Genomic DNA, 22,230 nt, shown 5'->3' with positions numbered 1-22,230 from the left:
CCAAAAGTTATGCCAGCATTACAATTTTCCCAATTTTGCCATTCCGAAAAGTATCAAAATCGGAATCGCCAAAAGCACAACCATCAATGTGTGGTCTGTAAGCAGGGATGGCACTTTAATTAAAGTAATCAAATAACCGCCTATAGCGCCGCCAAAGTGTGCTGTATGCCCAATATTGTCATTTTTAGCCTTCATTCCGTAAATTGAGTATAATAAATATAAAATTCCGAAAAGATAAGCTGGCATCGGAATGACAAAAAAGATTCCGAGCATCATGTCGGGCTGCAATAGTATTGCCGAATACAAAACTCCAGTTACAGCGCCAGAAGCTCCGACAGCTCTATAACTATAATCGTTTTTATGAAATAACATGGTCAAAAGGCTTCCGAAGATTAAACTTCCAAAATAAACAAGAATAAAAGAAAAGTTGCCAAGCCAGCCTAAAACTACGGGTGCGAAAAAATACAATGTCAGCATATTAAAAATTAAATGCATCATATCTACATGTAAAAAACCCGAAGACAGCATTCTGATTTGCTCTCCTGAACGAATGCTTCCTACATGAAATTCGTATTTTCTAAAAAAATAAAGATCGTTAAAACCTTTGTAACTAATAACAACGTTCGCAATGATAATCGCTATTAAAATAATATTCATAAGTACTAATTATTGTGAATTGTAAATATAATCATTCTTAAAGATAAGTTAGCAAGAAAGCAAAATATCAATAGCTAATCATTTTTAATTTATCTTTGTAAAAAAAATTTACATGCAGTTTCTTGTCTATATTTTAGCCTATCCTTTGCTTTGGCTTATCTCTATACTTCCTTTTCCCGTATTTTACCTTTTCTCAGATTTTGTCTATTTTCTGGTTTACAGAGTTATCGGATATCGTAAAAAGGTAGTTCGTGAGAATCTGGCACTTGCTTTACCGCATTTAAGTGATGCAGAAAGAAAAGACGTAGAAAAGAAATTCTACAAACACATGTGCGATATGTTTTTGGAAATGGTAAAAACAATGAGCATATCTCCTGAAGAAATGGATAGAAGATTTCATGTAACCAACATCGATCTTGTCCTTGATTATGCTAAAAAAGGAAAAAGCGTTATTCTTGTCGCTTCGCATTATGCAAGTTATGAGTGGCTTTTAACGATTAATCCTAAACTTGGATTTCAGGGAGTGGCGGTTTACAAAAAACTGGCAAATCCTTATTTTGATAAATTGGTTCGAAAAATCAGATCTAAATACAATACCGAAATGATCGAAACCAGAAAAGCGATTCCGACTATGGCTCAAAATCAGCGAAATGGGGTTTTAAGCATGTACGGTTTAGCAAGTGATCAATCTCCAAAATTGGATAGAATTTTTCATTCGATGAAATTCATGGGAGTTGAAGTTCCTGTTCATACAGGAGCCGAAATGCTGGCAAAAAAATATGATCTGGCCGTGATTATGGTAAAAGTGAAAAAGGTAAAAAGAGGTTTTTATGAAGCAACTTTTCTTTCTCTTGCTGATAATCCGAAAGAATTTAAAGATTTTGAAATTACAGAAATGTATCTGAAAGAAGTCGAAAAACAAATTTTAGAACAGCCCGAATTTTATTTATGGACGCACAAAAGATGGAAACACCGCGTAAAGTAATAAAATGAAAAATCCGAAAAACAACATTTAGTTTTTCGGATTTTTTTTATTTCAAAACTGAAAATCTTAGATTCCAGCAATTACTTTAATTTCATCAATAATGCGAAGTGCCAATTGATCTGCAGCTTCCTGAGAAGGCGCTTCTGTATAAATACGAATAATTGGCTCTGTGTTTGATTTTCTTAAATGAACCCATTCTGTAGCAAAATCAATTTTTACACCGTCAATTGTAGAAATATCTTCATTTTTATATTTCTCTGTCATTTGAGTTAAAATGGCATCAACATCGATTTGTGGCGTCAATTCAATTTTATTTTTGCTCATGTAATATTCTGGATAAGAAGCTCTCAAAGCAGAAACAGACATTTTTTTGTTTGCCAAATGCGTTAAGAATAATGCCACACCTACCAAACTATCTCTTCCGTAGTGCAATTCAGGATAGATAATTCCACCGTTTCCTTCACCACCGATAACAGCATTGTTTTTCTTCATTAATTCAACTACGTTCACCTCACCTACAGCACTTGCTTCGTAGCTTCCGCCATGCGTATTTGTCACATCGCGCAAAGCACGAGAAGATGACATGTTAGAAACCGTATTACCAGGAGTTTTGCTTAAAACGTAATCAGCAACCGCAACCAAAGTATATTCTTCACCAAACATTTCTCCGTCTTCGCTAATAAAAGCCAAACGGTCAACATCTGGATCAACTACGATTCCGAAATCAGCTTTTTCTTTTACAACTAATTCTGAAATGTCTGTTAAGTGCTCCTTTAACGGTTCTGGATTATGAGGAAAATGTCCGTTTGGTTCGCAGTATAATTCTACTACTTCAACGCCCATTAATTTTAATATTTTAGGAATAATAATTCCTCCTGAAGAATTAACTCCGTCAACTACGACCTTAAATTTAGCCGCTTTTACCGCTTCGATATCAACCAATGGAAGGTTTAAAACTTCATCGATATGAATATCCATATAAGCGTCATTTGAGATCACTTCTCCTAAACTATCCACATCAGAAAAATCAAAAGCTTCTGCTTCTGCAATTTCAAGGATTTTTGCTCCGTCAGCTCCGCTTAAGAATTCTCCTTTAGCATTTAATAATTTTAAAGCATTCCATTGTTTTGGATTATGAGAAGCAGTTAAAATAATTCCACCGTCTGCTTTTTCTAACGGAACAGCCACTTCAACAGTTGGCGTTGTAGAAAGTCCAAGATCGATAACGTCGATTCCTAAACCAATTAAAGTATTTACAACTAAATTATGAATCATTGGCCCAGAAATTCTAGCATCACGGCCAATTACAACAGTCAATTTATCTTTAGCAATATTATTTTTTAAGAAAGTTCCGTACGCCGACGCAAATTTCACTGCATCAACAGGAGTTAGATTATCTCCCACTTTTCCTCCGATCGTCCCACGGATTCCAGAAATAGATTTTATTAAAGTCATTTTTGTGAGTTATGGTTATTTTTTTACAAATATAGAAAAGTTGCCGAGATTCTTAGATGCTAAGTTTTAATAAAAAAGGTTCTAAGGGTCTTAGCTGCTAAGCTTCTAAGCCTCTCACAACCTTAGCAGCTCAGAAGCTTAGTAGCTTAGCAACTTTGAATTTATATAACAAAACCATTTAAAAAAGTTTTATTACATTTACAATAATAAGCTTCGTTTCTTAGTACCTCAGAACCTTAGCAGCTTAAAAATAAAACATGAATTTCTTAGCCCACATATACCTTTCTGGAGAAAATGATCTGATTAAAATCGGGAATTTTATGGCTGACGGAATTCGCGGCAAGCACTTCGAACATTTTCCCGAAGATGTTCAAAAAGGAATTTTACTGCATCGATTCATAGATACCTATACCGATTCTCACGATATTTTTAGAAAAAGCACCAAACGCCTTCACGATCGCTACCATCATTATGCGGGGGTTATTGTAGATATTGTTTACGATCATTTTCTTGCCAAAAATTGGACTCAATATTCTGATGAAAAATTAGAGCTTTTTGTGAAACGTTTTTACCATTCGCTGCATGATAATTACGATATTCTTACCGAAAAAACGCAGGGTTTAATGCCGTATATGATTGAACGAAACTGGCTTTTAAGTTATCGAACTACTGACGGAATTCACAATATTCTGACTCAAATGGACAGAAGGTCTAAAAACATTTCTCAAATGCAATATGCAGTTGAAGAGCTTATTGAATTTTATGATGAATTTGAAGAAGAATTTACACTTTTCTTTGAAGAAATGAGAGAACAGGCCAAAGGAAAACTGCTTTCTCTTTAAGCCCGTATTTAAAATTTATTGCCCATGAAAAAAATTACATTTCTAATAGCGCTTTTATATCTAAACAGCAGTCATGCACAAGAAACCGTTTCGAAACCAACGGGATTAGTAGTGACAAAAGCGATGGTAGTTTCTGCCCGCGAAGAAGCTTCAAAAATTGGTTCTGACATTATGAAAAAAGGCGGAAACGCTTTTGATGCCATGGTCGGAACAGAATTAGCTCTTGCAGTTGCTTTTCCTTTTGCGGGAAACATTGGTGGCGGCGGATTTATGGTATATCGAAAAGCAAATGGTGAAGTCGGTTCTCTAGATTATCGCGAAAAAGCACCGTTAGCAGCCACAAAAGACATGTTTTTGGACAGCGAAGGAAATGTAATAAAAGGAAAAAGCACCCAAACAGCTCTTGCCATTGGTGTTCCCGGAACAATTGCAGGCGTTTTTGCTGTACATAAAAAGTATGGAACGATGCCTATTTCTAAAATTCTTGAGCCTGTAATTGCTTTAGCAGAAAGAGGCGTTGTTGTGACCAAAAAACAGGAGAAAAGCTTAAAAGATTATCATGAAAGCATTGTAAATATAAATGGTGAAGATTCTCCAGCATCAAAAGCTTACAAAGAAAATGACACGATCAAATATCCTGCACTAGCGAAGACTTTAAGAAGGATTCAGAAAAAAGGGAGAAACGAATTCTACAAAGGGGAAACGGCAAAAATCTTAGTCCATTATCTTAAAGAAAAAGGCGGCATTATTACGCTACAAGATTTATCAAAATACGAAGCCAAATGGAGAAAACCGCTCCAGTTTACTTATAAAGATTTAAAAATAACCTCAATGACTCCACCAAGTAGCGGTGGAATCTGTCTGGCTCAAATTTTAAAAATGCTCGAGCCTTATGATTTAGCCAAAATGGGACATAATTCGGCAGAGGCAATTCAGGTTATTGTTGAAGCAGAAAGAAGAGCTTATGCCGATAGAAGTTATTTTTTAGGCGATCCAGATTTTGTAAAAATTCCAGTTAAAGAATTATTGGATGAAAATTATTTGCGTGAAAGAATGGCGAGTTTTAATCCTGAAAAAGCCACTTTATCTACCGAAATAAAAGAAGGAAAAGTCAATTATGCCGAAAGTACAGAAACAACGCATTACTCTATTATAGACCAATTTGGAAATGCTATTGCGGCTACGACAACCTTAAATGACGGATACGGTTCTAAATATTACTGCGACGAACTAGGTTTCTTTTTAAATAATGAAATGGATGATTTTAGCGCTAAACCTGGATCTCCAAATATGTTTGGTTTAGTTGGAAATGAAGCCAACAGTATTGCGCCGCAAAAGCGAATGTTAAGTTCTATGACGCCTACAATTGTAGAAAAAGGCGGAAAACTGTTTATGGTTGTGGGAACACCGGGTGGTTCTACCATTATTACTTCTGTGTTGCAAACAATTCTAAACGTTTACGAATATAAATTGAGCATGCAGGAAGCTGTAAATGCTCCTCGTTTTCATCATCAATGGCTGCCCGATTTAATTACGTTTGAGCCTAATACTTTTGAAACTAAAACTATAGACCGTCTTAAAGCTAAAAGTTATATCATTAACGAAAAACCAACACCTATAATTGGAAAGGTGGATGCTATCTTGGTTCTTCCAGATAATAAACTAGAAGCGGGAGCCGATTTTAGAGGAGATGATACTGCAGTTGGATTTTAATCGTTTATAGTTTTTATTATCTAAGATTATACCCTAATTTTGTAAAACAGATAATTTTAAGACATAATGATAAGAAAATATTTCAGAAGACTAGAAAGTATAATTGCTTTGGCACAATCGTTAATGACTCCAAAACAATTTCTTTTTTTATCTAGTGTTTTAACCGGAATATCATGTGCTTTTGCCGTAATTGTTCTTAAAGCCTTCGCACACAGCGTTTTTTCTTTTGCCACATACATTAACGGAATACTAAAATTAAGTTTCATTAATAGTATCCTACCTATTATTGGTATTTTGCTAACGGTTTTAGTGGTAAAAAAAGTCCTTAACGGTACCATTCAAAAAGGAACGTCACAAATTCTTTATGCTGTAGCAAAAAAAGCAAGTATTATCCCGAAAAAGCAGATGTACGCGCAGATTGTGACGAGTTCCTTGACTGTTGGTTTAGGAGGTTCGGCAGGTTTAGAGAGTCCGATTGTGATAACTGGAGCAGCTTTTGGTTCCAATTTTGCACAAAATTATAAGCTTCAATATAAAGACAGAACTTTATTAATTGGCTGTGGAGTTGCTGCCGGAATCGCAGCAGCATTTAACGCTCCAATTGCAGGAGTTCTTTTTGCCATTGAAGTTTTACTCGTAGATGTGAGTATTTCTGCCTTTACCCCTATTATGATTTCTGCCGCAACAGGTGCTTTGGTTTCTGCGATTGTCTTAGACGAAAGCATTTTATTAAGCTTCAAAAAGCAAGAAACTTTCGATTTTCATAATATTCCTTTCTATGTTCTTTTGGGAGTTCTTACTGGATTGGCCGCGATTTATTATTCGAGAAACTTCCAGAAGGTCGAACATTATTTTGCCAAACAGCAGATTAATCCCTACAAAAAGGCTTTAATTGGCTCTTCACTTTTAGCGTTACTGATCTTTATTTTCCCAACTTTATTTGGTGAAGGTTATGAGAGCATTAGAACACTTTCTGAGGCAGATCCAGGAAAAATATTGGATAACACCTTATTTGCCGATTTTAGAAACAATCAATGGGTTTTACTTTTATTTGTAGGAGCTACTATGATGGTTAAGGTTTTTGCCTCTGGACTTACCATCGGAAGCGGCGGAAACGGAGGTAACTTCGCTCCTTCTCTATTCTTAGGTTCTTATCTGGGCTATTTCTTTTCTAAATTAGTTACGTTAGTGGGTTTATCTAAACTTCCAATTTCCAATTTCACAATGGTCGGAATGGCTGGAATTCTAAGCGGTTTATTTCATGCTCCGCTTACGGCTATTTTCTTAATTGCTGAAATTACTGGAGGTTACGGATTAATGATTCCGCTTATGATTGTTTCTTCCATCAGTTTTGCTATTTCTAAACGTTACGAAAAGTATTCGCTTGACGTAAAAGGATTAGTTAAAAAAGGACATGCTTTTACGAGTAATAAAGATTCTAATATTCTATCGACTTTAGATATTGACACCATCATTCAATGCGATTATTTAACCGTTCATCCAGATGAAAATTTAAGCAAATTAGTCGATCTTATTTCGCATTCCAATCAGGTAGTTTTTGCCGTTGTCAATAACGATAAAGATCTAGTTGGAGTCGTTCATTTTAATGACATTCGAGAAATTATTTTCAATTCTTATCGCGTAAAATACACATTCATTAGAGATGTAATGAAAGCGCCATTAGCTACTATTTCCACACTCGACAGTATGGAGATTGTAATGCGTAAGTTTGAAACTTCAAAATCGGCATTTCTTCCTGTTTTAAGAGATGGAAAATATTATGGCTTCATTTCCAAATCAATAGCGCTTGAAGCTTATAGAACAAAACTTCGTTCTATGACAATTGAATAAGCTTAATATCGGATAAGTTAAAAATTTTATTTATCCGATATTAAGACATACCTTTGTGGCATGTGGAATATAGATTTAACATACCGCTCAGAATTTGAATCAACCTTTGAAAGATTGTATCAAAAAAGACAGGATTTGCAAAACAGCAGACCACTGCCTAACATCGCTTTGAACAAAATTCGCGAAAGCCTTTCCTTAGAATGGACATATAATTCTAATAGTATTGAAGGAAATACCATGAGTTTACGAGAAACTCAAATGGTTATTCAAGAAGGAATTACAATTAAAGGAAAATCACTTAGAGAGCATTTTGAAACGCACAATCACGATAAAGCGATTGATTATTTGTACTCGATTGTAAGCGATGATTACAAACTAAGAAGCATTGACATTCTATCTATTCATGGTTTGGTTTTACGATCTATTGAAGATGATTTTGCTGGAAGAATTCGAAATGGTGGCGTTAGAATTTCTGGTGCCAATTTCATGCCTCCAAACGCCAATAAAGTTTCTGATTATTTGGATGAACTGATTGATTTTATCAATACAAATCCTTTAGGTTCAAACGACATTGAACTCGCAACGATTTATCATCATAAACTAGTCTGGATTCATCCTTTTTTTGATGGAAATGGAAGAACAGTTCGCTTAAGTATGAATTTGCTATTAATGCGTTGTGGGTTTCCGCCTGCCATTATTCTTAAAAACGACCGTAAAAAATATTACGAAGCGCTTAATCAGGCTAACAATGGCAATTATCAAAAACTAATTCTTTTGATGTGCCAAGCTTTAGAACGCACACTCAACATTTACTTAAATTCAATGCCTGGAAGCAGTTATGATTTTCAGCCGATAGTAAATATTGTGAACGAGCCCGAAAGCCCTTATGGCCAAGAATACATTAGTTTGCTTGCCCGAACCGGTAAAATTGATGCTTACAAAGAAGGACGAACTTGGTACACCTCTAAAGAAGCCATCGAAGAATATATGGCAACAAGAAAAAGAAAACGCTGATATTAAATCAGCGTTTTTGTTACTATTTGTAACATAAAGTTTTGCTATCGAGCACTAAAAGAACAAATCAAAGTGGTAACTTTGCGTTTTGCTCAAAATTATGCTAGATAAAGACAATACTATTGAAGTTCTTGGTGCAAGAGTTCATAATCTAAAAAATATCGATATATCTATTCCGCGTGAAAAACTGGTTGTTATTACCGGTTTATCAGGTTCTGGAAAATCATCTTTGGCATTTGATACTATTTATGCTGAAGGACAGCGCCGTTACGTAGAAACTTTCTCGGCTTATGCTAGACAATTCCTTGGCGGTTTAGAGCGTCCTGATGTTGACAAAATCGACGGACTTTCTCCCGTAATTGCAATTGAACAAAAAACGACGAGTAAGAGTCCGCGTTCTACAGTTGGAACCATTACCGAAATTTACGATTTCTTAAGACTTTTGTACGCTCGTGGTGCAGATGCCTACAGTTATAATACAGGCGAAAAAATGGTTTCGTATTCTGATGAGCAAATTAAAGATTTGATTATTCAGGATTACAACGGAAAACGCATTAATATTCTGGCGCCTGTTATTAAAGCCAGAAAAGGGCATTACGCCGAATTGTTCCAACAGATTACCAAACAAGGTTTCTTAAAAGTTCGCGTAAACGGAGAAGTTCAGGATTTGGTTGCAGGAATGAAATTAGACCGTTACAAAACGCACGATATCGAGATTGTAGTCGACAGAATGGTGATCGAAGATAATCCTGACACTCAAAAAAGATTGGCAGAAAGCATTAATACAGCGATGCATCATGGCGAAGATGTATTAATGATTTTGGATCAGGATTCTAATGAAGTGCGTTATTTCAGTAGAAATTTAATGTGCCCATCGACAGGAATATCGTATCAGAATCCAGAACCGAATTTGTTTTCGTTTAACTCTCCAAAAGGAGCTTGTCCGCATTGCAACGGATTAGGAACGGTGCATGAAATCAACGTTAAAAAGATTATTCCGAATCCCAAATTATCTATTAAAGCAGGTGGTTTTGCGCCTCTTGGCGAATATAAATCTTCATGGATTTTCAAACAATTGGAAACGATTGGAGAAAAATTCGGATTTAAAATAACAGACGCAATCGAGAAAATTCCTGAAGAAGCTTTGACCATGATTTTGTATGGTGGAAAAGACAAATTTTCGATTAATTCAAAAGATCTTGGCGTTACTAGAGAATATAAAATTGACTTTGAGGGAATTTCTAATTTCATTAAAAATCAATACGACGAAAGCGCTACAACCTCTATAAAACGCTGGGCAAAAGATTTTATGGACGAAATTCCTTGTCCGGTTTGTGAAGGTTCGAGACTTAAAAAAGAAGCTTTATTTTTTAGAGTAAATGGAAAAAATATCACAGAATTGTGTGATATGGACATTTCAGATTTGACGGCTTGGTTTCTAGATTTAGAAAATCATTTGACTGACAAACAGCTTTTAATTGCTTCTGAAGTTGTAAAAGAAATCAAAGACCGATTGAACTTTTTGATGAATGTTGGTTTGAATTATTTGGCTTTAAGCCGAAGTTCAAAATCGCTTTCCGGTGGTGAAGCACAGCGTATTAGGCTAGCAACTCAAATTGGATCACAATTAGTTGGAGTTTTGTATATTTTGGATGAGCCAAGTATTGGTTTACACCAAAGAGATAACGAAAAACTGATTCAGTCTCTAGAACAATTGCGTGATATCGGAAACTCTGTAATTGTGGTTGAACACGATAAAGACATGATCGAAACAGCAGATTATGTAATTGATATTGGTCCAAAGGCTGGAAAATATGGAGGTGAAATCATCAGCATTGGAACTCCAAAAGAAACTTTAAAATCAAATACTATTACTGCTCAATATCTGAATGGTAAAATGAAATTTGACATTCCGAAAGAAAGAAGAAAAGGAAACGGTAAATTCTTGAAATTGACTGGAGCTACTGGAAACAACTTAAAAAATGTTTCCATTGAGATTCCGCTTGGACAAATGACATGCGTTACAGGAGTTTCTGGAAGCGGGAAATCGACTTTGATCAATGAAACGCTTTACCCTATTTTGAATGCGTATTATTTTAATGGCGTTAAAAAACCACAGCCTTATAAAAAGATTGAAGGTTTAGAACATATAGACAAAGTAATTGATATCGACCAAAGTCCGATTGGAAGAACGCCGCGTTCGAATCCAGCGACTTATACAGAGGTTTTTACTGAAATTAGAAACCTGTTTACAATGACTTCTGAAAGTATGATTCGTGGCTATAAAGCGGGACGTTTCAGTTTTAATGTGAAAGGCGGAAGATGCGAAACTTGTGAAGGTTCTGGTGTAAGAACGATTGAAATGAACTTTCTTCCAGACGTTTATGTAGAATGTGAAACGTGCCAAGGAAAACGTTTCAATAGAGAAACTTTAGAAATCAGATATAAAGGAAAATCTATTTCAGATGTTTTGGATATGACGGTTGATGAAGCTGTTCCGTTCTTCGAAAATATTCCGAAAATCTACAGAAAAATCAAAACGATTCAGGATGTGGGTTTAGGTTATATTACACTTGGCCAGCAGAGTACAACTTTATCTGGCGGTGAAGCACAGCGTATTAAATTAGCAGGAGAATTATCTAAAAAAGATACTGGAAATACATTTTATATTCTGGACGAACCAACTACAGGATTACACTTTGAAGACATTCGAGTTTTAATGGAAGTAATCAATAAATTGGTTGACAAAGGAAACACAATCTTAGTGATCGAGCATAATATGGATGTAATTAAACTTGCGGATTACATTATCGATATTGGTCCTGAAGGAGGAAAAGGTGGAGGACAGCTTGTTGCTAAAGGAACTCCTGAGGAAGTTGCGAAGAATAAAAAGAGTTATACGGCTAAGTTTTTGAAAAAAGAGTTGGAGTAAAACAAACATCTTTGGCAAAGTTTAAAACTTTGCCAAAGATTATAAACTATGCTTATAATATTAGCCGAACCTACGGTTCTTTTGATTATGTGCTATTCCGTTTCGACGGATTAAAATCCGTCGCTACAAAATAAGATATAACAACAGTTCTCTTCCGCATTTTTGTCATTTCGACGAAGGAGACCCGAGCGATAGCGAATAGGCGAAGCAAATCTCCGTTAGAAACTCTACAAAGATTGGCGAATTTCTACATGGAGCTACTTGCTAAGATTTCTCCTTCGTCGAAATGACAAACTCTACGGTTACTGTGTGTTTTACATGATACTTGTCATTTCTACAAAAAGCAAAGAAATCACTGAATCATTAACCTATTGGTAATGAAATACAAGCAAAATTATTTCACGAACAAATGTTACATTTAAATTAATAAATATACATTTCTGTAACAATTCTAGAAAAAAGCGTTAATTTAGTATCCGCTTTTTCTGAAAAATTCCATGATTTAAAGAAAAAAATCTTTCAATTAAACCTGTCGTTTATTTGAAACCAAATGCCCTAGCCGTGACGGGAGTGGCATCTCCCGATTAACAAAAACTATGGCTAAAAAGCCTTGTTTTTCTAAATCGGGATTATAGCGGACAGCAGGATCAAGCTCCTTATAAATCCGCCAAAAACATAAATGAATAATAAATTAAAATACCTAAAATGAGATTAGAAGATTTTGATAATGACGAAGATAAAGTAATTCAGGACCGTTTGAAACAAAGAACGTGGAATGAAATTAAAACCAATGACAGCTGGGCAATTTTTAAAATTATGTCTGAGTTTGTAAATGGTTACGAAGCAATGGGACGTATTGGTCCGTGTGTTTCAATTTTTGGATCTGCAAGAACAAAACCAGATGATAAGTACTATTTATTGGCTGAAAAAATCGCTTACAAAATCAGTAAAGCGGGTTACGGTGTGATTACAGGAGGTGGTCCCGGAATTATGGAAGCTGGAAATAAAGGTGCGCATTTGGGAGGCGGAACTTCGGTTGGTTTGAATATCGAGCTTCCGTTTGAGCAGCATTTTAATCCGTATATTGATCACGATAAAAACTTGAATTTTGACTATTTCTTTGTTAGAAAAGTAATGTTCGTCAAATATTCACAAGGATTTGTGGTGATGCCAGGAGGATTTGGAACTCTAGACGAAATGTTTGAAGCGATTACTTTGATTCAGACTAAGAAAATTGGAAAGTTCCCAATTATTTTAGTTGGAGTTGAATTCTGGTCTGGATTGATTGAATGGGTTAAAACGGTTTTGGTAGAAAAAATGCAAACCGTAAGTCCGGGTGATTTAGATCTGTTTAAAATCGTAGACACGGAAGATGATGTTGTTGACGTTTTGGATAAATTCTATAAAAAATACGATTTAAGTCCGAATTTCTAAAAATTTTGAAAACATAAAAGTGATATCAGTAAATTTAAATTCGAGCTCACAAAGCCATTTTACGTGAAGTTATATCACTTATATGGTTAAAATACCATAAAGTATCGCAAAAATTGAAAGCTGTTTTTTTAAACAGCTTTTTTTATACTATTTTTACAAAAATCCGAAATCGTAATATGTCCGTAACATAATATATCTGATAATTTTTTAAGCCATTATTTGAAAGCACTTTATAAAATTATTTGTCTCTTTTTAGCTTTATCCTTTTCGATAAAACTAACCGCACAACATCAGTCTAAGATGGAAGTGGCGGTAAATCTTGAGCTAAAAACACTAAATATTAAACAAGATATTACGTATCATAATACTACGAATGATACTTTGGTCTCGATTGTTTTAAACGATTGGAACAATGCTTTTGCTGACAAAAACACACCTCTGGCCAAACGCTTTTCTGATGAATTTTACAGAGGTTTTCATTTGGCAAAAGCCGCAGACAGAGGAAAAACCACCATTATTGGTTTAACCGAAACTAATTTTTCGGCTTTAGAATGGGAAAGAAGCGCTCAGGATCCTGATTATATTATTGTCAAACTAAACCGCAAACTTCTTCCAAACGAAAAAATCGATTTGCATCTTAATTATATTGCCAAAATACCAAACGACAAATTCACTCATTTTGGTTTTGATCAAAATGGCGGTATGGCTTTAAAAAACTGGTTTATAAGTCCTGCTCGTTTTGAAAATGGTCTGTTTGTAAAGTACAACAACTACAATCTGGATGATATTGCAAATGCCGTAAGCGATTACGAAGTTGAAATTAAAATTCCGAACGAATATTCTATTACGACCGACTTAAATTCGGTTTCAAAAGATATCACCAATCAAAACTATAGCGTTTACTCTTTTTCTGGAAAAAATAGAACCGATTTTAGTCTTTATATTGAAAAACAAAACGGTTTTAGAACTTATGATAATGGCTCTTTACTGGTTGAGACGAATTTAAAAAATAAAAAAATAGACGAAATTCAGAAAGCGATTATAATCAATCGTGTGGTTTCTTATGCGGAAAAATTTATTGGCAAATATCCGCATGAAAAAATAACCGTTTCTCAGGCCGATTATGATCGAAATCCGTTTTATGGCTTAAATCAGTTGCCTTCATTTATTAGTCCGTTTGAGGATGACTTTATGTTTGAGATTCAATTTTTAAAGACTTTTTTAAATAATTATCTTAAAAACAGTCTCCGTTTAGACCCGAGAAAAGACAATTGGGTTTACGATGCCATTCAGATTTATTCGATGATGAAGTATATGGAAGAGCATCATCAGGATGAAAAAATGCTTGGCAAGCTTTCAGACATGAAGCTCTTTAAAAGTTACAATATCACTAATCTGACTTTTAACGAGCAATACAGCTATTATTATATGCTGATGGCGCGTAAAAATCTAGATCAGCCGCTTGGAGATCCGAAAAATACGCTAATAAAGTTTAACGAACAGATTGCTAGTAAGTATCGTGCAGGGTTAAGTTTGAGCTATTTAGACGATTATCTTAATCACGACATTGTTCCGAATAGCGTAAAAGAATTTTATAACCTGAACCAAATTGGACAATCGAATCGTTATGATTTTGAAAAAATCTTAATTCAAAAAAGTCCAAAAGATATTGATTGGTTCTTTAAAATCATTATCGATTCGAGAGATATTATCGACTATAAATTTTCTGATGTTTCTAGAACAGCAGACAGTATTACCTTTTCTGTTAAAAACAAAACTGGAATCTACGCCCCTATTCCGATTTACGGAATCAAAAAGAAAGAAGTTGTTTTTAAAGAATGGATTGAACCAAAAACAAAAGATTCTGTTTATACTTTCAGCCGAAAAAACGCAGACAAAATTGTAATCAATTATGATAATGAAGTGCCAGAATACAACCAGAGAAATAACTGGAGATCACTAAAACATGTTGCACTGAATCGTCCTATAAAATTCAATTTTGCCAAAGATTTAGAAGATCCAGATTATAATCAAATACTCTATCTTCCGACGCTTAATTACAATTACTATGACGGTATCACGCCGGGAATCCGTTTTAGCAATAAGACCATTTTAGACAAACCCTTTAATTTTGACATTAATCCAGCCTATTCTATAAAAGCAGGAACGCTTTCCGGTTCATCAGCTTTTTCATGGAATCAGTATTATAGAAATAACACTTTATATAATGTTCGATATTCTATCAGCCAGAATTATTTTCATTATGCTCCAGACGCGACATATTTGAGATTAAATCCGATGGTGCAGTTTCGCATTCGCGAAAAAGATTTCAGAGACAACAGAAAGCAAATGTTTTTATTCCGTCAGGTTATCGTAAACCGTGAAGCGAGCGAATATATAACAGATAATTCAACACCTAATTACTCTGTTTTCAATGCCCGCTATTCGAATACAAAAACAGAATTAATAGATCATTTTAACTTTATGACCGATTTGCAGTTTTCTAGCGGATTCGGGAAAGTTTCTGGAGAAATAGAATACAGAAGATTATTTGAAAACAACAAAAAGTTAAATTTAAGATTATACGTTGGAAGTTTCTTGTACAACACAACAAACTCAGATTATTTTAGTTTTAATTTAGACCGTCCGACAGATTATTTATTTGATTATAATTTATTTGGAAGATCGGAAAGCACTGGCTTTTTTAGCCAACAGTATGTTATTGCAGAAGGAGGATTCAAATCACAACTTGAACCATCGTATGCCAATCAATGGATGACTACTTTGAATGCCAGTTATGCGGTATGGAACTGGGTAGAGCTTTATGGCGACATTGGTTTCTTGAAAAACAAACATCAAAGCGAGTTCTTTGCTTACGACACTGGAGTACGCTTAAACTTGGTTCCTGACTATTTTGAACTTTATTTCCCTGTTTATTCTAATAATGGATGGGAAATATCACAACCTAGATACAATGAAAAAATACGATTTATAATCACTTTCTCCCCAAGAACATTAGTTACTCTTTTTACTCGAAAATGGTTTTAATCAAATAAAAATTAAAGAAAAACTTGCGAAATTATCAACAATATAAAAATTTAAGTAAAAATAACACAAATAAAATACGTAGTTTTTTGGTTTTGAATAGAAATAATTAAATTATATTTATTTCAAAGAATTATGATTATTGATTGTTTTTAAGTAATTTCGCGTCATAAACAATGACCCCCTTCAAGATGATGATAAAAGAAAAAAACAATACTACACTGACATTTGAAGATTTCAAAACTGAGGTATTGAATGACTATAGAATAGCTGTAACAAGCCGTGAATGTAGTCTTTTAGGTCGAAAAGAAGTATTAACAGGAAAGGCTAAATTTGGAATTTTTGGCGACGGAAAAGAAGTTCCGCAACTGGCAATGGCAAAAGCTTTTAAAAACGGAGATTTCCGTTCTGGATACTATCGCGATCAGACTTTTATGATGGCTATTGGTGAATTGGATGCCAAACAGTTTTTTGCCGGTTTATATGGTCATACCGATCTAGCTTTTGATCCTATGTCTGCGGGAAGACAAATGGGCGGACACTTTGTAACGCACAGTTTAAACGAAGACGGATCTTGGAAAGATTTAACGAAACAAAAAAATTCAAGTTCAGATATATCGCCAACCGCAGGGCAAATGCCAAGATTATTAGGTTTGGCTCAAGCTTCTAAAATTTACAGAAACGTTGACGGAATTACTATTAAAGATAAATTCTCTGTTGACGGAAATGAAGTGGCTTGGGGAACTATTGGTAACGCAAGTACTTCTGAAGGTTTGTTTTTTGAAACCATAAACGCTGCAGGAGTTCTTCAGGTTCCGATGGTAATGAGCGTTTGGGATGATGAATACGGAATTTCTGTTCATGCTAAACATCAGACTACTAAAGAAAATATTTCTGAAATTTTAAAAGGATACCAACGCGATGAAGATTCTAAAGGTTACGAAATCTTTAGAGTAAAAGGCTGGGATTATGCCGAACTGGTTTCGACTTACGAAAGAGCCGGAGCAATCGCGCGCGAAGAACATATACCCGTTTTAATTCACGTAAATGAATTGACACAACCGCAAGGCCACTCTACTTCTGGTTCTCACGAACGTTACAAAAGTGCAGAAAGACTGGCTTGGGAAAGAGATTATGACTGTATTCGCCAAATGCGTTTATGGATGATCGCCATTAATATTGCTTCTCCAGAAGAATTGGCAGAACTTGATTTCCAATTAAAGAAAGAAGTTCTAGAAGCTAAAAAAGAGGCTTGGAATGCTTTTATTAATCCGATTATTGAAGATCAAAAAAATCTTTTAGAATTATTGGAGCAAATTGCTGAAGCAAGCATCAATCATAAAGAAAGAATCAAAAAATTAATTTCTGAATTAGCGGCGATTAAAGCGCCTTTAAAAAAGGAAATTTTGGTTTATGCCAGAAAGATTCTTCGTTTTATTGAAGTTCCAAACAGCAAAGTTCTTTTATCGAATTGGATTACGAAATTCTTGGGTGAAACTCAGGAAAAATTCAGCAGTAATCTGCACTCTGAATCTGCTCAAAATGTGTTTTCTGTAGAAAAAGTTCTTCCAGAATATGCAGAAAATGCAAAACCAGATTTAGACGGAAGAATGATTTTGCGTGACAATTTTGACGCTTTATTTGCTAAATATCCGGAAACTTTAATTTTTGGTGAAGATGTTGGAAACATCGGAGACGTAAATCAAGGCCTAGAAGGCATGCAGGAAAAATACGGAGAACTTCGTGTTGCCGATGTCGGAATTCGTGAAGCGACTATTATTGGTCAAGGAATCGGAATGGCTCTTAGAGGTTTACGCCCAATTGCTGAAATTCAGTATTTAGATTATTTATTGTACGCTATTCAGATCATGAGTGACGATTTAGCTACTTTACAATATAGAACGGTTGGAAAACAAAAAGCACCGTTAATCATTAGAACTCGTGGACACCGTTTGGAAGGAATCTGGCATTCTGGTTCGCCAATGGGAATGATCATCAACGCGATTCGCGGAATTCACGTTTTGGTTCCAAGAGATATGACACAAGCTGCAGGTTTTTATAACACTTTGTTAGAATGTGACGAACCTGCTTTGGTTATCGAATGTTTGAACGGATACCGTTTAAAAGAAAAAACGCCTTTGAATTTTGGTGAATTTAAAACGCCAATTGGTGTTGTAGAAACTTTAAGAGAGGGTTCTGATATCACTTTAGTTTCTTACGGATCGACTTTAAGATTGGTTATGCAAGCGGCTAATGAATTGGCTGAAAAAGGAATTGATTGTGAGGTTATTGATATTCAATCTTTACTCCCATTTGATATTAACAAAGACATTGTAAAAAGTGTTGCGAAAACAAATCGTTTGTTAGTGATTGACGAGGATGTTCCTGGAGGAGCTTCGGCCTTTATTTTACAGCAGATTTTGGAAGAGCAAGACGCTTATAAACATTTAGACAGCAAACCGCAAACTCTAGCAGCAAAAGCACACAGACCTGCTTACGGCACTGACGGTGACTATTTCTCTAAACCTTCTGCAGAAGATATCTACGAGAAAGTTTACGCTATGATGCATGAAGTGAATCCTTCTAAGTTTCCTGCTTTGTATTAGATTTTAGATTTTACTATATAATAAAAAAAGCTCCTCTGGAGCTTTTTTTATTTTTTACACTTACAGTTTGTCATCCCGAGGAACGAGGGATCTTCGCGAGAAACTCTACAAAGATTGGCGATTTTACATGTCGAGCTACTTGCGAAGATTTCTCCTTCGTCGAAATGACAAACTTAATGGAAATCAATATCAAAAACAATAAAAAATCCGTATAAATCAGCGTCTTCGCGAAAGCGAATCAGTTTCATCCGCGTCTAATTCCAAAAGCTGAATTAAAACCATAACTAAAGATCTCTCAGCATAGCTCTCGCTCTTTCCAAATCTTCTGCCGTATCAATTCCGATTCCGACGTGAGTGGTTTCTACCATTTTAATTCGTTTTCCGAACTCTAAATAACGAAGCTGTTCCAATTTCTCAGAAGCTTCTAAAGATTTCATTGGAAGGCTGTAAAAGTCTAATAAGGCTTGTTTTCTAAAAGCGTAAATTCCGATGTGCTGAAAATATCTCACTCCAACATTCTTTTCTCTTGGATACGGAATTACAGATCTAGAAAAATACAAGGCAAACTGTGATTGATCTACCACCACTTTCACATTATTCGGATTATTGATCTCTTCTTCATCTGTGATTTCACGCATTAAGGAAGCTAAATCTACCTTTTTTTCTGGATCGTTTTTAAAAACCGATAAAACTTGTTCTAATGGTCCAGCTTCAGTAAAAGGTTCATCACCTTGCACATTTACTACAATATCCACATCAAGATTTGCAACAGCTTCTGCAATTCGGTCGCTTCCAGATTCGTGTTCTTTTATGCTCATGATGGCTTTTCCGCCATTCGAAACAATTTCATCAAAAATCAAATCAGAATCGGTTACTACAAAAACATCGTCGAACAGTTTTGTTGCAACTGCTGCTTCATAAGTTCTTAATATGATCGTTTTACCTCCTAAATCCTGCATTAATTTTGCGGGAAAACGTGTTGAGGCGTACCTTGCGGGAATTACTGCTATTACCTTCATTATATTGTTTTACTGAGTTAAAAAACTCAAAATTTAGTATTTGTTATTCTGAAAATGTAGTGCCTGATTTTTTTCAGGCTTAACCTTTTGCAAATATGCAAAAATTGCTTTTAAGTTTCCTGTTTTTCATCTCTTTGTACGGGATCTAAATCTTACGTTGAATTTTCTACACTCAGCAAACAATATGCAATAGTTTATTAAAAATTAAACCGAAACCGTAACGCGAAGATACGTTGCAGGAATTGATGTAGAATTTTCATTACTAGTATTTTGTCTGTTAACTAAATCTTCGAGCTTAGCATACAATTCAGAAGCTTTCCCATTTTGCTCTGCTGCTTCAAAAGCATTCATTGTTGGACCGTAGTAATTTTTTAAATTATTTAGCCAATCTGAAGGCGGAAATGCAGCTTCAAACGTAAAGGTGTCTCTCTCAAAAGAAATATTTTCTTTAGGAACTCCTGCATTTGTAAACCTTTCGATAACATTATCTTGAATACCCCAAAGCATTGGGCTTACAAAACCCTCAGGAGGTGGAGGTGTATATTCAGAACTAATTTTCAAGATTTGCGCAATCAACGTTGGGTCACCTGGAATCCAATTCCCCATAATAACTTTACCTCCTGGCCGTGTAACGCGAACCATTTCTTTAGCCACATCAAAAGGTTTTGGCGCAAACATTGCCCCAAAAATACTCATCGAAATATCGAATGATTGATCTTTCAATTCATTCAAATCGGTTGCGTCTCCTTCTTTAAATACAATATTATTGAGTCCTTCATTTTTGGCTCGAATATTTCCCGCTTCCACTAGATTTCTTGCTATATCAACGCCTAAGACATTGGCTCCTAATTTTGCTGAAGGTATTGCGGTTGTCCCATCGCCGCAGCCAAGATCTAAAACGTCTTGATTTTTTTTAATTCCAATTTTAGCAACCAATTCCGCACCGCTCTCTCTCATCGTTTCTGCAATGCGTGTAAAATCGCCCTTTTCCCATAATGCTTTGTTCGGATTCATCTTATTTTTATCAGTGTTTATAGTGCTGATGCCGCACTTTTAATTAATTTTTTAAACGTCTCATCATCAGTCAATCACAAAGGCGCTTAAATCATTAATTACAAAAAGAAGAATGGAAAAAAGAGGAAGAAAAAATAAAAATAACCAACTGACAAACAAATACTTAATAAAAACACAAACAAATTTAAATAAAAGATTTTAATATTTCGCTGAATTTATTTCTAACATATTTCTTAAAGCATTGCATTTTAATATGTTATAATATTTTTACTTTTATAAGAAAAAATATGAAAAGAAACGTTACTTCACTCCTGCTCTATTTCTTTTTAATTTTTACTTCGAATGCTTTTTCACAAAACAGCAATTCTAAAATTTTAAATTCTTTTTCGAACCGCATTTTTTCAGGAAAAGGATATCAGCCAATTCAAGATTTAAAATGGAAATTCAAGACTGAAAGTAAAATCTTTTCTTCTCCAATTGTACAAAACGGCTTGGTTTACATAGGGAGTGAAGACGGCTATTTTTATGCTATTGATGAAAAGTCTGGAAGTTTAAAGTGGAAATTTAAAACAAATGGCGCTGTACATAGTTCAGCAAGCATTTATAATGATATAGTTTATTTCGGAAGTTTTGACGGCTATTATTATGCTTTAAATTCGAAAACAGGAAAAGAAATCTGGCGCTTTAAAACCAAAGGCGAACATTGGTACAGCGAAATTGGAATGTGGGGAATGAAACCAACTGACTTGCTTATGGCTGACTTATGGGATTTTTATCTTTCTACACCCATTATTTATTTAGACCATAAATCGGTATTGGCTATTTTTGGAAGCAGTGACGGAAATATGTACGCTGTTGATGCTAAAACAGGAAAGTTAAATTGGACTTTTAAAACCGATAAACCAATTCATAGCACAGCTGTTATAGAAAAATCAACTTTATTTTTTGGCGGTTGGGATGGAATATTTTATGCTTTGGACTGCAAGACTGGAAAAGAAAAATGGAAATTTTCTACCGAAATTAAAATGGGTTTTACTGGAATTCAAGCTTCAGCAACAGTTTCTGACGGTATTGTTTATTTTGGTGCAAGAGATCCGTATTTTTTTGCTCTTGACGCCGAAACAGGAAAACTAATCTGGAAATACAATGCTGAAAACTCTTGGATTTTGAGTTCGGCTGTCGTTAAAGACCATACGGTTTATGTTGGAACTTCAGACACTTATGCTTTGTTGGCATTAGATGCAAAAACAGGAAAAGAAAAATATCGATTTAAAGGCAATGGTTATGTGTATTCTTCGCCTGCAATTGCGGGAAACACGATTTATTTCGGTGACTTTTCAGGAAATTTCTTTGATTTAAATCTGCTTTCTGACGGAAAAGAATCGAATACCATTCCGACAGAAAACAGAAATAAATACGCCGCAACTATTCTCAACAATAATCATCTTGATTTTGGTTTCTTGTCCAAACAAGCCGATTTATCGATTTATGCCGAAAACCAAAAGATAATGAATGAATTTTACAAATTGGGCCCTATTGTTTCTTCTCCATTCGTCAGCAATAATGTTATTTTTTATGGAAGTTCAGACGGTTATCTTTATGCGTATAAACTAGCGAAATAACTAATTTTCTTTGTGAATCTCTGCGAAAAATCTTTGTGCAA

The 22,230-nt window shown here is 34.9% G+C and carries 14 protein-coding genes; 10 read left to right on the top strand and 4 right to left on the bottom strand.

Annotation, left to right across the window (positions count from 1 at the left end; translation table 11 throughout):
• Window positions 1–18: 18 nt before the first annotated feature.
• A complete protein-coding gene (locus ACWA1F_RS12945; protein ID WP_456894145.1) occupies window positions 19–657 on the bottom strand; it encodes a rhomboid family intramembrane serine protease in 639 nt (212 codons plus the stop codon).
• 112 nt (window positions 658–769) lie between these two features.
• On the opposite strand from ACWA1F_RS12945, the gene ACWA1F_RS12940 reads away from it, so the two are divergent.
• Entirely contained in the window at window positions 770–1,642 is an 873-nt protein-coding gene (locus tag ACWA1F_RS12940) for a lysophospholipid acyltransferase family protein (RefSeq protein ID WP_456894143.1), read from the top strand.
• A 66-nt stretch (window positions 1,643–1,708) separates the two neighbouring features.
• Here ACWA1F_RS12940 and glmM read toward each other — a convergent pair whose 3' ends face one another.
• On the bottom strand, window positions 1,709–3,097 hold the full coding sequence (glmM, locus tag ACWA1F_RS12935; RefSeq protein WP_456894141.1) for a phosphoglucosamine mutase: 1,389 nt from the start codon (window positions 3,095–3,097) through the stop codon (window positions 1,709–1,711).
• A gap of 257 nt (window positions 3,098–3,354) precedes the next feature.
• Between glmM and ACWA1F_RS12930 the strand changes: the two genes are divergently transcribed.
• The 8 genes from ACWA1F_RS12930 to ACWA1F_RS12895 all read left to right on the top strand — a co-directional run bounded on the left by ACWA1F_RS12930 (window position 3,355) and on the right by ACWA1F_RS12895 (window position 18,534).
• Window positions 3,355–3,939, top strand: a complete 585-nt coding sequence (locus tag ACWA1F_RS12930; protein WP_456894139.1) for an acyl carrier protein phosphodiesterase — start codon at window positions 3,355–3,357, stop codon at window positions 3,937–3,939.
• 24 nt (window positions 3,940–3,963) lie between these two features.
• Window positions 3,964–5,652: a gamma-glutamyltransferase gene (gene ggt, locus ACWA1F_RS12925; RefSeq protein ID WP_456894137.1), complete on the top strand. Its 1,689-nt coding sequence runs from the start codon at window positions 3,964–3,966 to the stop codon at window positions 5,650–5,652.
• Window positions 5,653–5,718: 66 nt separating this feature from the next.
• A complete protein-coding gene (locus ACWA1F_RS12920) occupies window positions 5,719–7,503 on the top strand; it encodes a chloride channel protein (RefSeq protein WP_456894135.1) in 1,785 nt (594 codons plus the stop codon).
• Window positions 7,504–7,563: 60 nt separating this feature from the next.
• Complete coding sequence (locus ACWA1F_RS12915) at window positions 7,564–8,517, top strand: Fic family protein (protein WP_456894133.1); 954 nt, start codon at window positions 7,564–7,566, stop codon at window positions 8,515–8,517.
• Between the two features lie 100 nt (window positions 8,518–8,617).
• Window positions 8,618–11,449, top strand: a complete 2,832-nt coding sequence (uvrA, locus tag ACWA1F_RS12910) for an excinuclease ABC subunit UvrA (protein ID WP_456894131.1) — start codon at window positions 8,618–8,620, stop codon at window positions 11,447–11,449.
• A 705-nt stretch (window positions 11,450–12,154) separates the two neighbouring features.
• Window positions 12,155–12,883, top strand: coding sequence for an LOG family protein (locus ACWA1F_RS12905; protein ID WP_456894129.1), 729 nt, complete (start codon window positions 12,155–12,157; stop codon window positions 12,881–12,883).
• 300 nt (window positions 12,884–13,183) lie between these two features.
• Window positions 13,184–15,931, top strand: a complete 2,748-nt coding sequence (locus ACWA1F_RS12900) for a gluzincin family metallopeptidase (RefSeq protein WP_456894127.1) — start codon at window positions 13,184–13,186, stop codon at window positions 15,929–15,931.
• Window positions 15,932–16,122: 191 nt separating this feature from the next.
• The gene (locus tag ACWA1F_RS12895; protein WP_456894453.1) at window positions 16,123–18,534 is read left to right on the top strand and encodes an alpha-ketoacid dehydrogenase subunit alpha/beta; all 2,412 of its coding nucleotides are present in this window, start codon (window positions 16,123–16,125) and stop codon (window positions 18,532–18,534) included.
• 284 nt (window positions 18,535–18,818) lie between these two features.
• On the opposite strand, the gene kdsB is transcribed toward ACWA1F_RS12895, so the two are convergent.
• Both kdsB and ACWA1F_RS12885 read right to left on the bottom strand, forming a co-directional pair.
• The gene (gene kdsB / locus ACWA1F_RS12890; RefSeq protein WP_456894125.1) at window positions 18,819–19,553 is read right to left on the bottom strand and encodes a 3-deoxy-manno-octulosonate cytidylyltransferase; all 735 of its coding nucleotides are present in this window, start codon (window positions 19,551–19,553) and stop codon (window positions 18,819–18,821) included.
• Between the two features lie 204 nt (window positions 19,554–19,757).
• Window positions 19,758–20,567, bottom strand: coding sequence for a class I SAM-dependent methyltransferase (locus tag ACWA1F_RS12885; RefSeq protein WP_456894123.1), 810 nt, complete (start codon window positions 20,565–20,567; stop codon window positions 19,758–19,760).
• A gap of 287 nt (window positions 20,568–20,854) precedes the next feature.
• Here ACWA1F_RS12885 and ACWA1F_RS12880 point away from each other — a divergent pair, with 287 nt between their 5' ends.
• Entirely contained in the window at window positions 20,855–22,189 is a 1,335-nt protein-coding gene (locus tag ACWA1F_RS12880; protein ID WP_456894121.1) for an outer membrane protein assembly factor BamB family protein, read from the top strand.
• Window positions 22,190–22,230: the final 41 nt, after the last annotated feature.

It is taken from the genome of Flavobacterium erigeronis (assembly GCF_054075165.1).
Note: the sequence above shows the minus strand (reverse complement) of the source record. Positions and strands in the feature narration are given on the sequence as shown.

What these genes read in the sequence shown, in the direction of transcription:
- ACWA1F_RS12930 (WP_456894139.1), top strand. Translation starts at nt 3,355, where the DNA reads ATGAATTTCTTAGCCCACATATACCTTTCTGGAGAAAATGATCTGATT.
- kdsB (WP_456894125.1), bottom strand. Translation starts at nt 19,553, where the DNA reads ATGAAGGTAATAGCAGTAATTCCCGCAAGGTACGCCTCAACACGTTTT.
- ACWA1F_RS12885 (WP_456894123.1), bottom strand. Translation starts at nt 20,567, where the DNA reads ATGAATCCGAACAAAGCATTATGGGAAAAGGGCGATTTTACACGCATT.
- ACWA1F_RS12895 (WP_456894453.1), top strand. Translation starts at nt 16,123, where the DNA reads ATGATAAAAGAAAAAAACAATACTACACTGACATTTGAAGATTTCAAA.
- ggt (WP_456894137.1), top strand. Translation starts at nt 3,964, where the DNA reads ATGAAAAAAATTACATTTCTAATAGCGCTTTTATATCTAAACAGCAGT.
- uvrA (WP_456894131.1), top strand. Translation starts at nt 8,618, where the DNA reads ATGCTAGATAAAGACAATACTATTGAAGTTCTTGGTGCAAGAGTTCAT.
- ACWA1F_RS12920 (WP_456894135.1), top strand. Translation starts at nt 5,719, where the DNA reads ATGATAAGAAAATATTTCAGAAGACTAGAAAGTATAATTGCTTTGGCA.
- ACWA1F_RS12915 (WP_456894133.1), top strand. Translation starts at nt 7,564, where the DNA reads ATGTGGAATATAGATTTAACATACCGCTCAGAATTTGAATCAACCTTT.
- ACWA1F_RS12945 (WP_456894145.1), bottom strand. Translation starts at nt 657, where the DNA reads ATGAATATTATTTTAATAGCGATTATCATTGCGAACGTTGTTATTAGT.
- glmM (WP_456894141.1), bottom strand. Translation starts at nt 3,097, where the DNA reads ATGACTTTAATAAAATCTATTTCTGGAATCCGTGGGACGATCGGAGGA.
- ACWA1F_RS12880 (WP_456894121.1), top strand. Translation starts at nt 20,855, where the DNA reads ATGAAAAGAAACGTTACTTCACTCCTGCTCTATTTCTTTTTAATTTTT.
- ACWA1F_RS12905 (WP_456894129.1), top strand. Translation starts at nt 12,155, where the DNA reads ATGAGATTAGAAGATTTTGATAATGACGAAGATAAAGTAATTCAGGAC.
- ACWA1F_RS12900 (WP_456894127.1), top strand. Translation starts at nt 13,184, where the DNA reads ATGGAAGTGGCGGTAAATCTTGAGCTAAAAACACTAAATATTAAACAA.
- ACWA1F_RS12940 (WP_456894143.1), top strand. Translation starts at nt 770, where the DNA reads ATGCAGTTTCTTGTCTATATTTTAGCCTATCCTTTGCTTTGGCTTATC.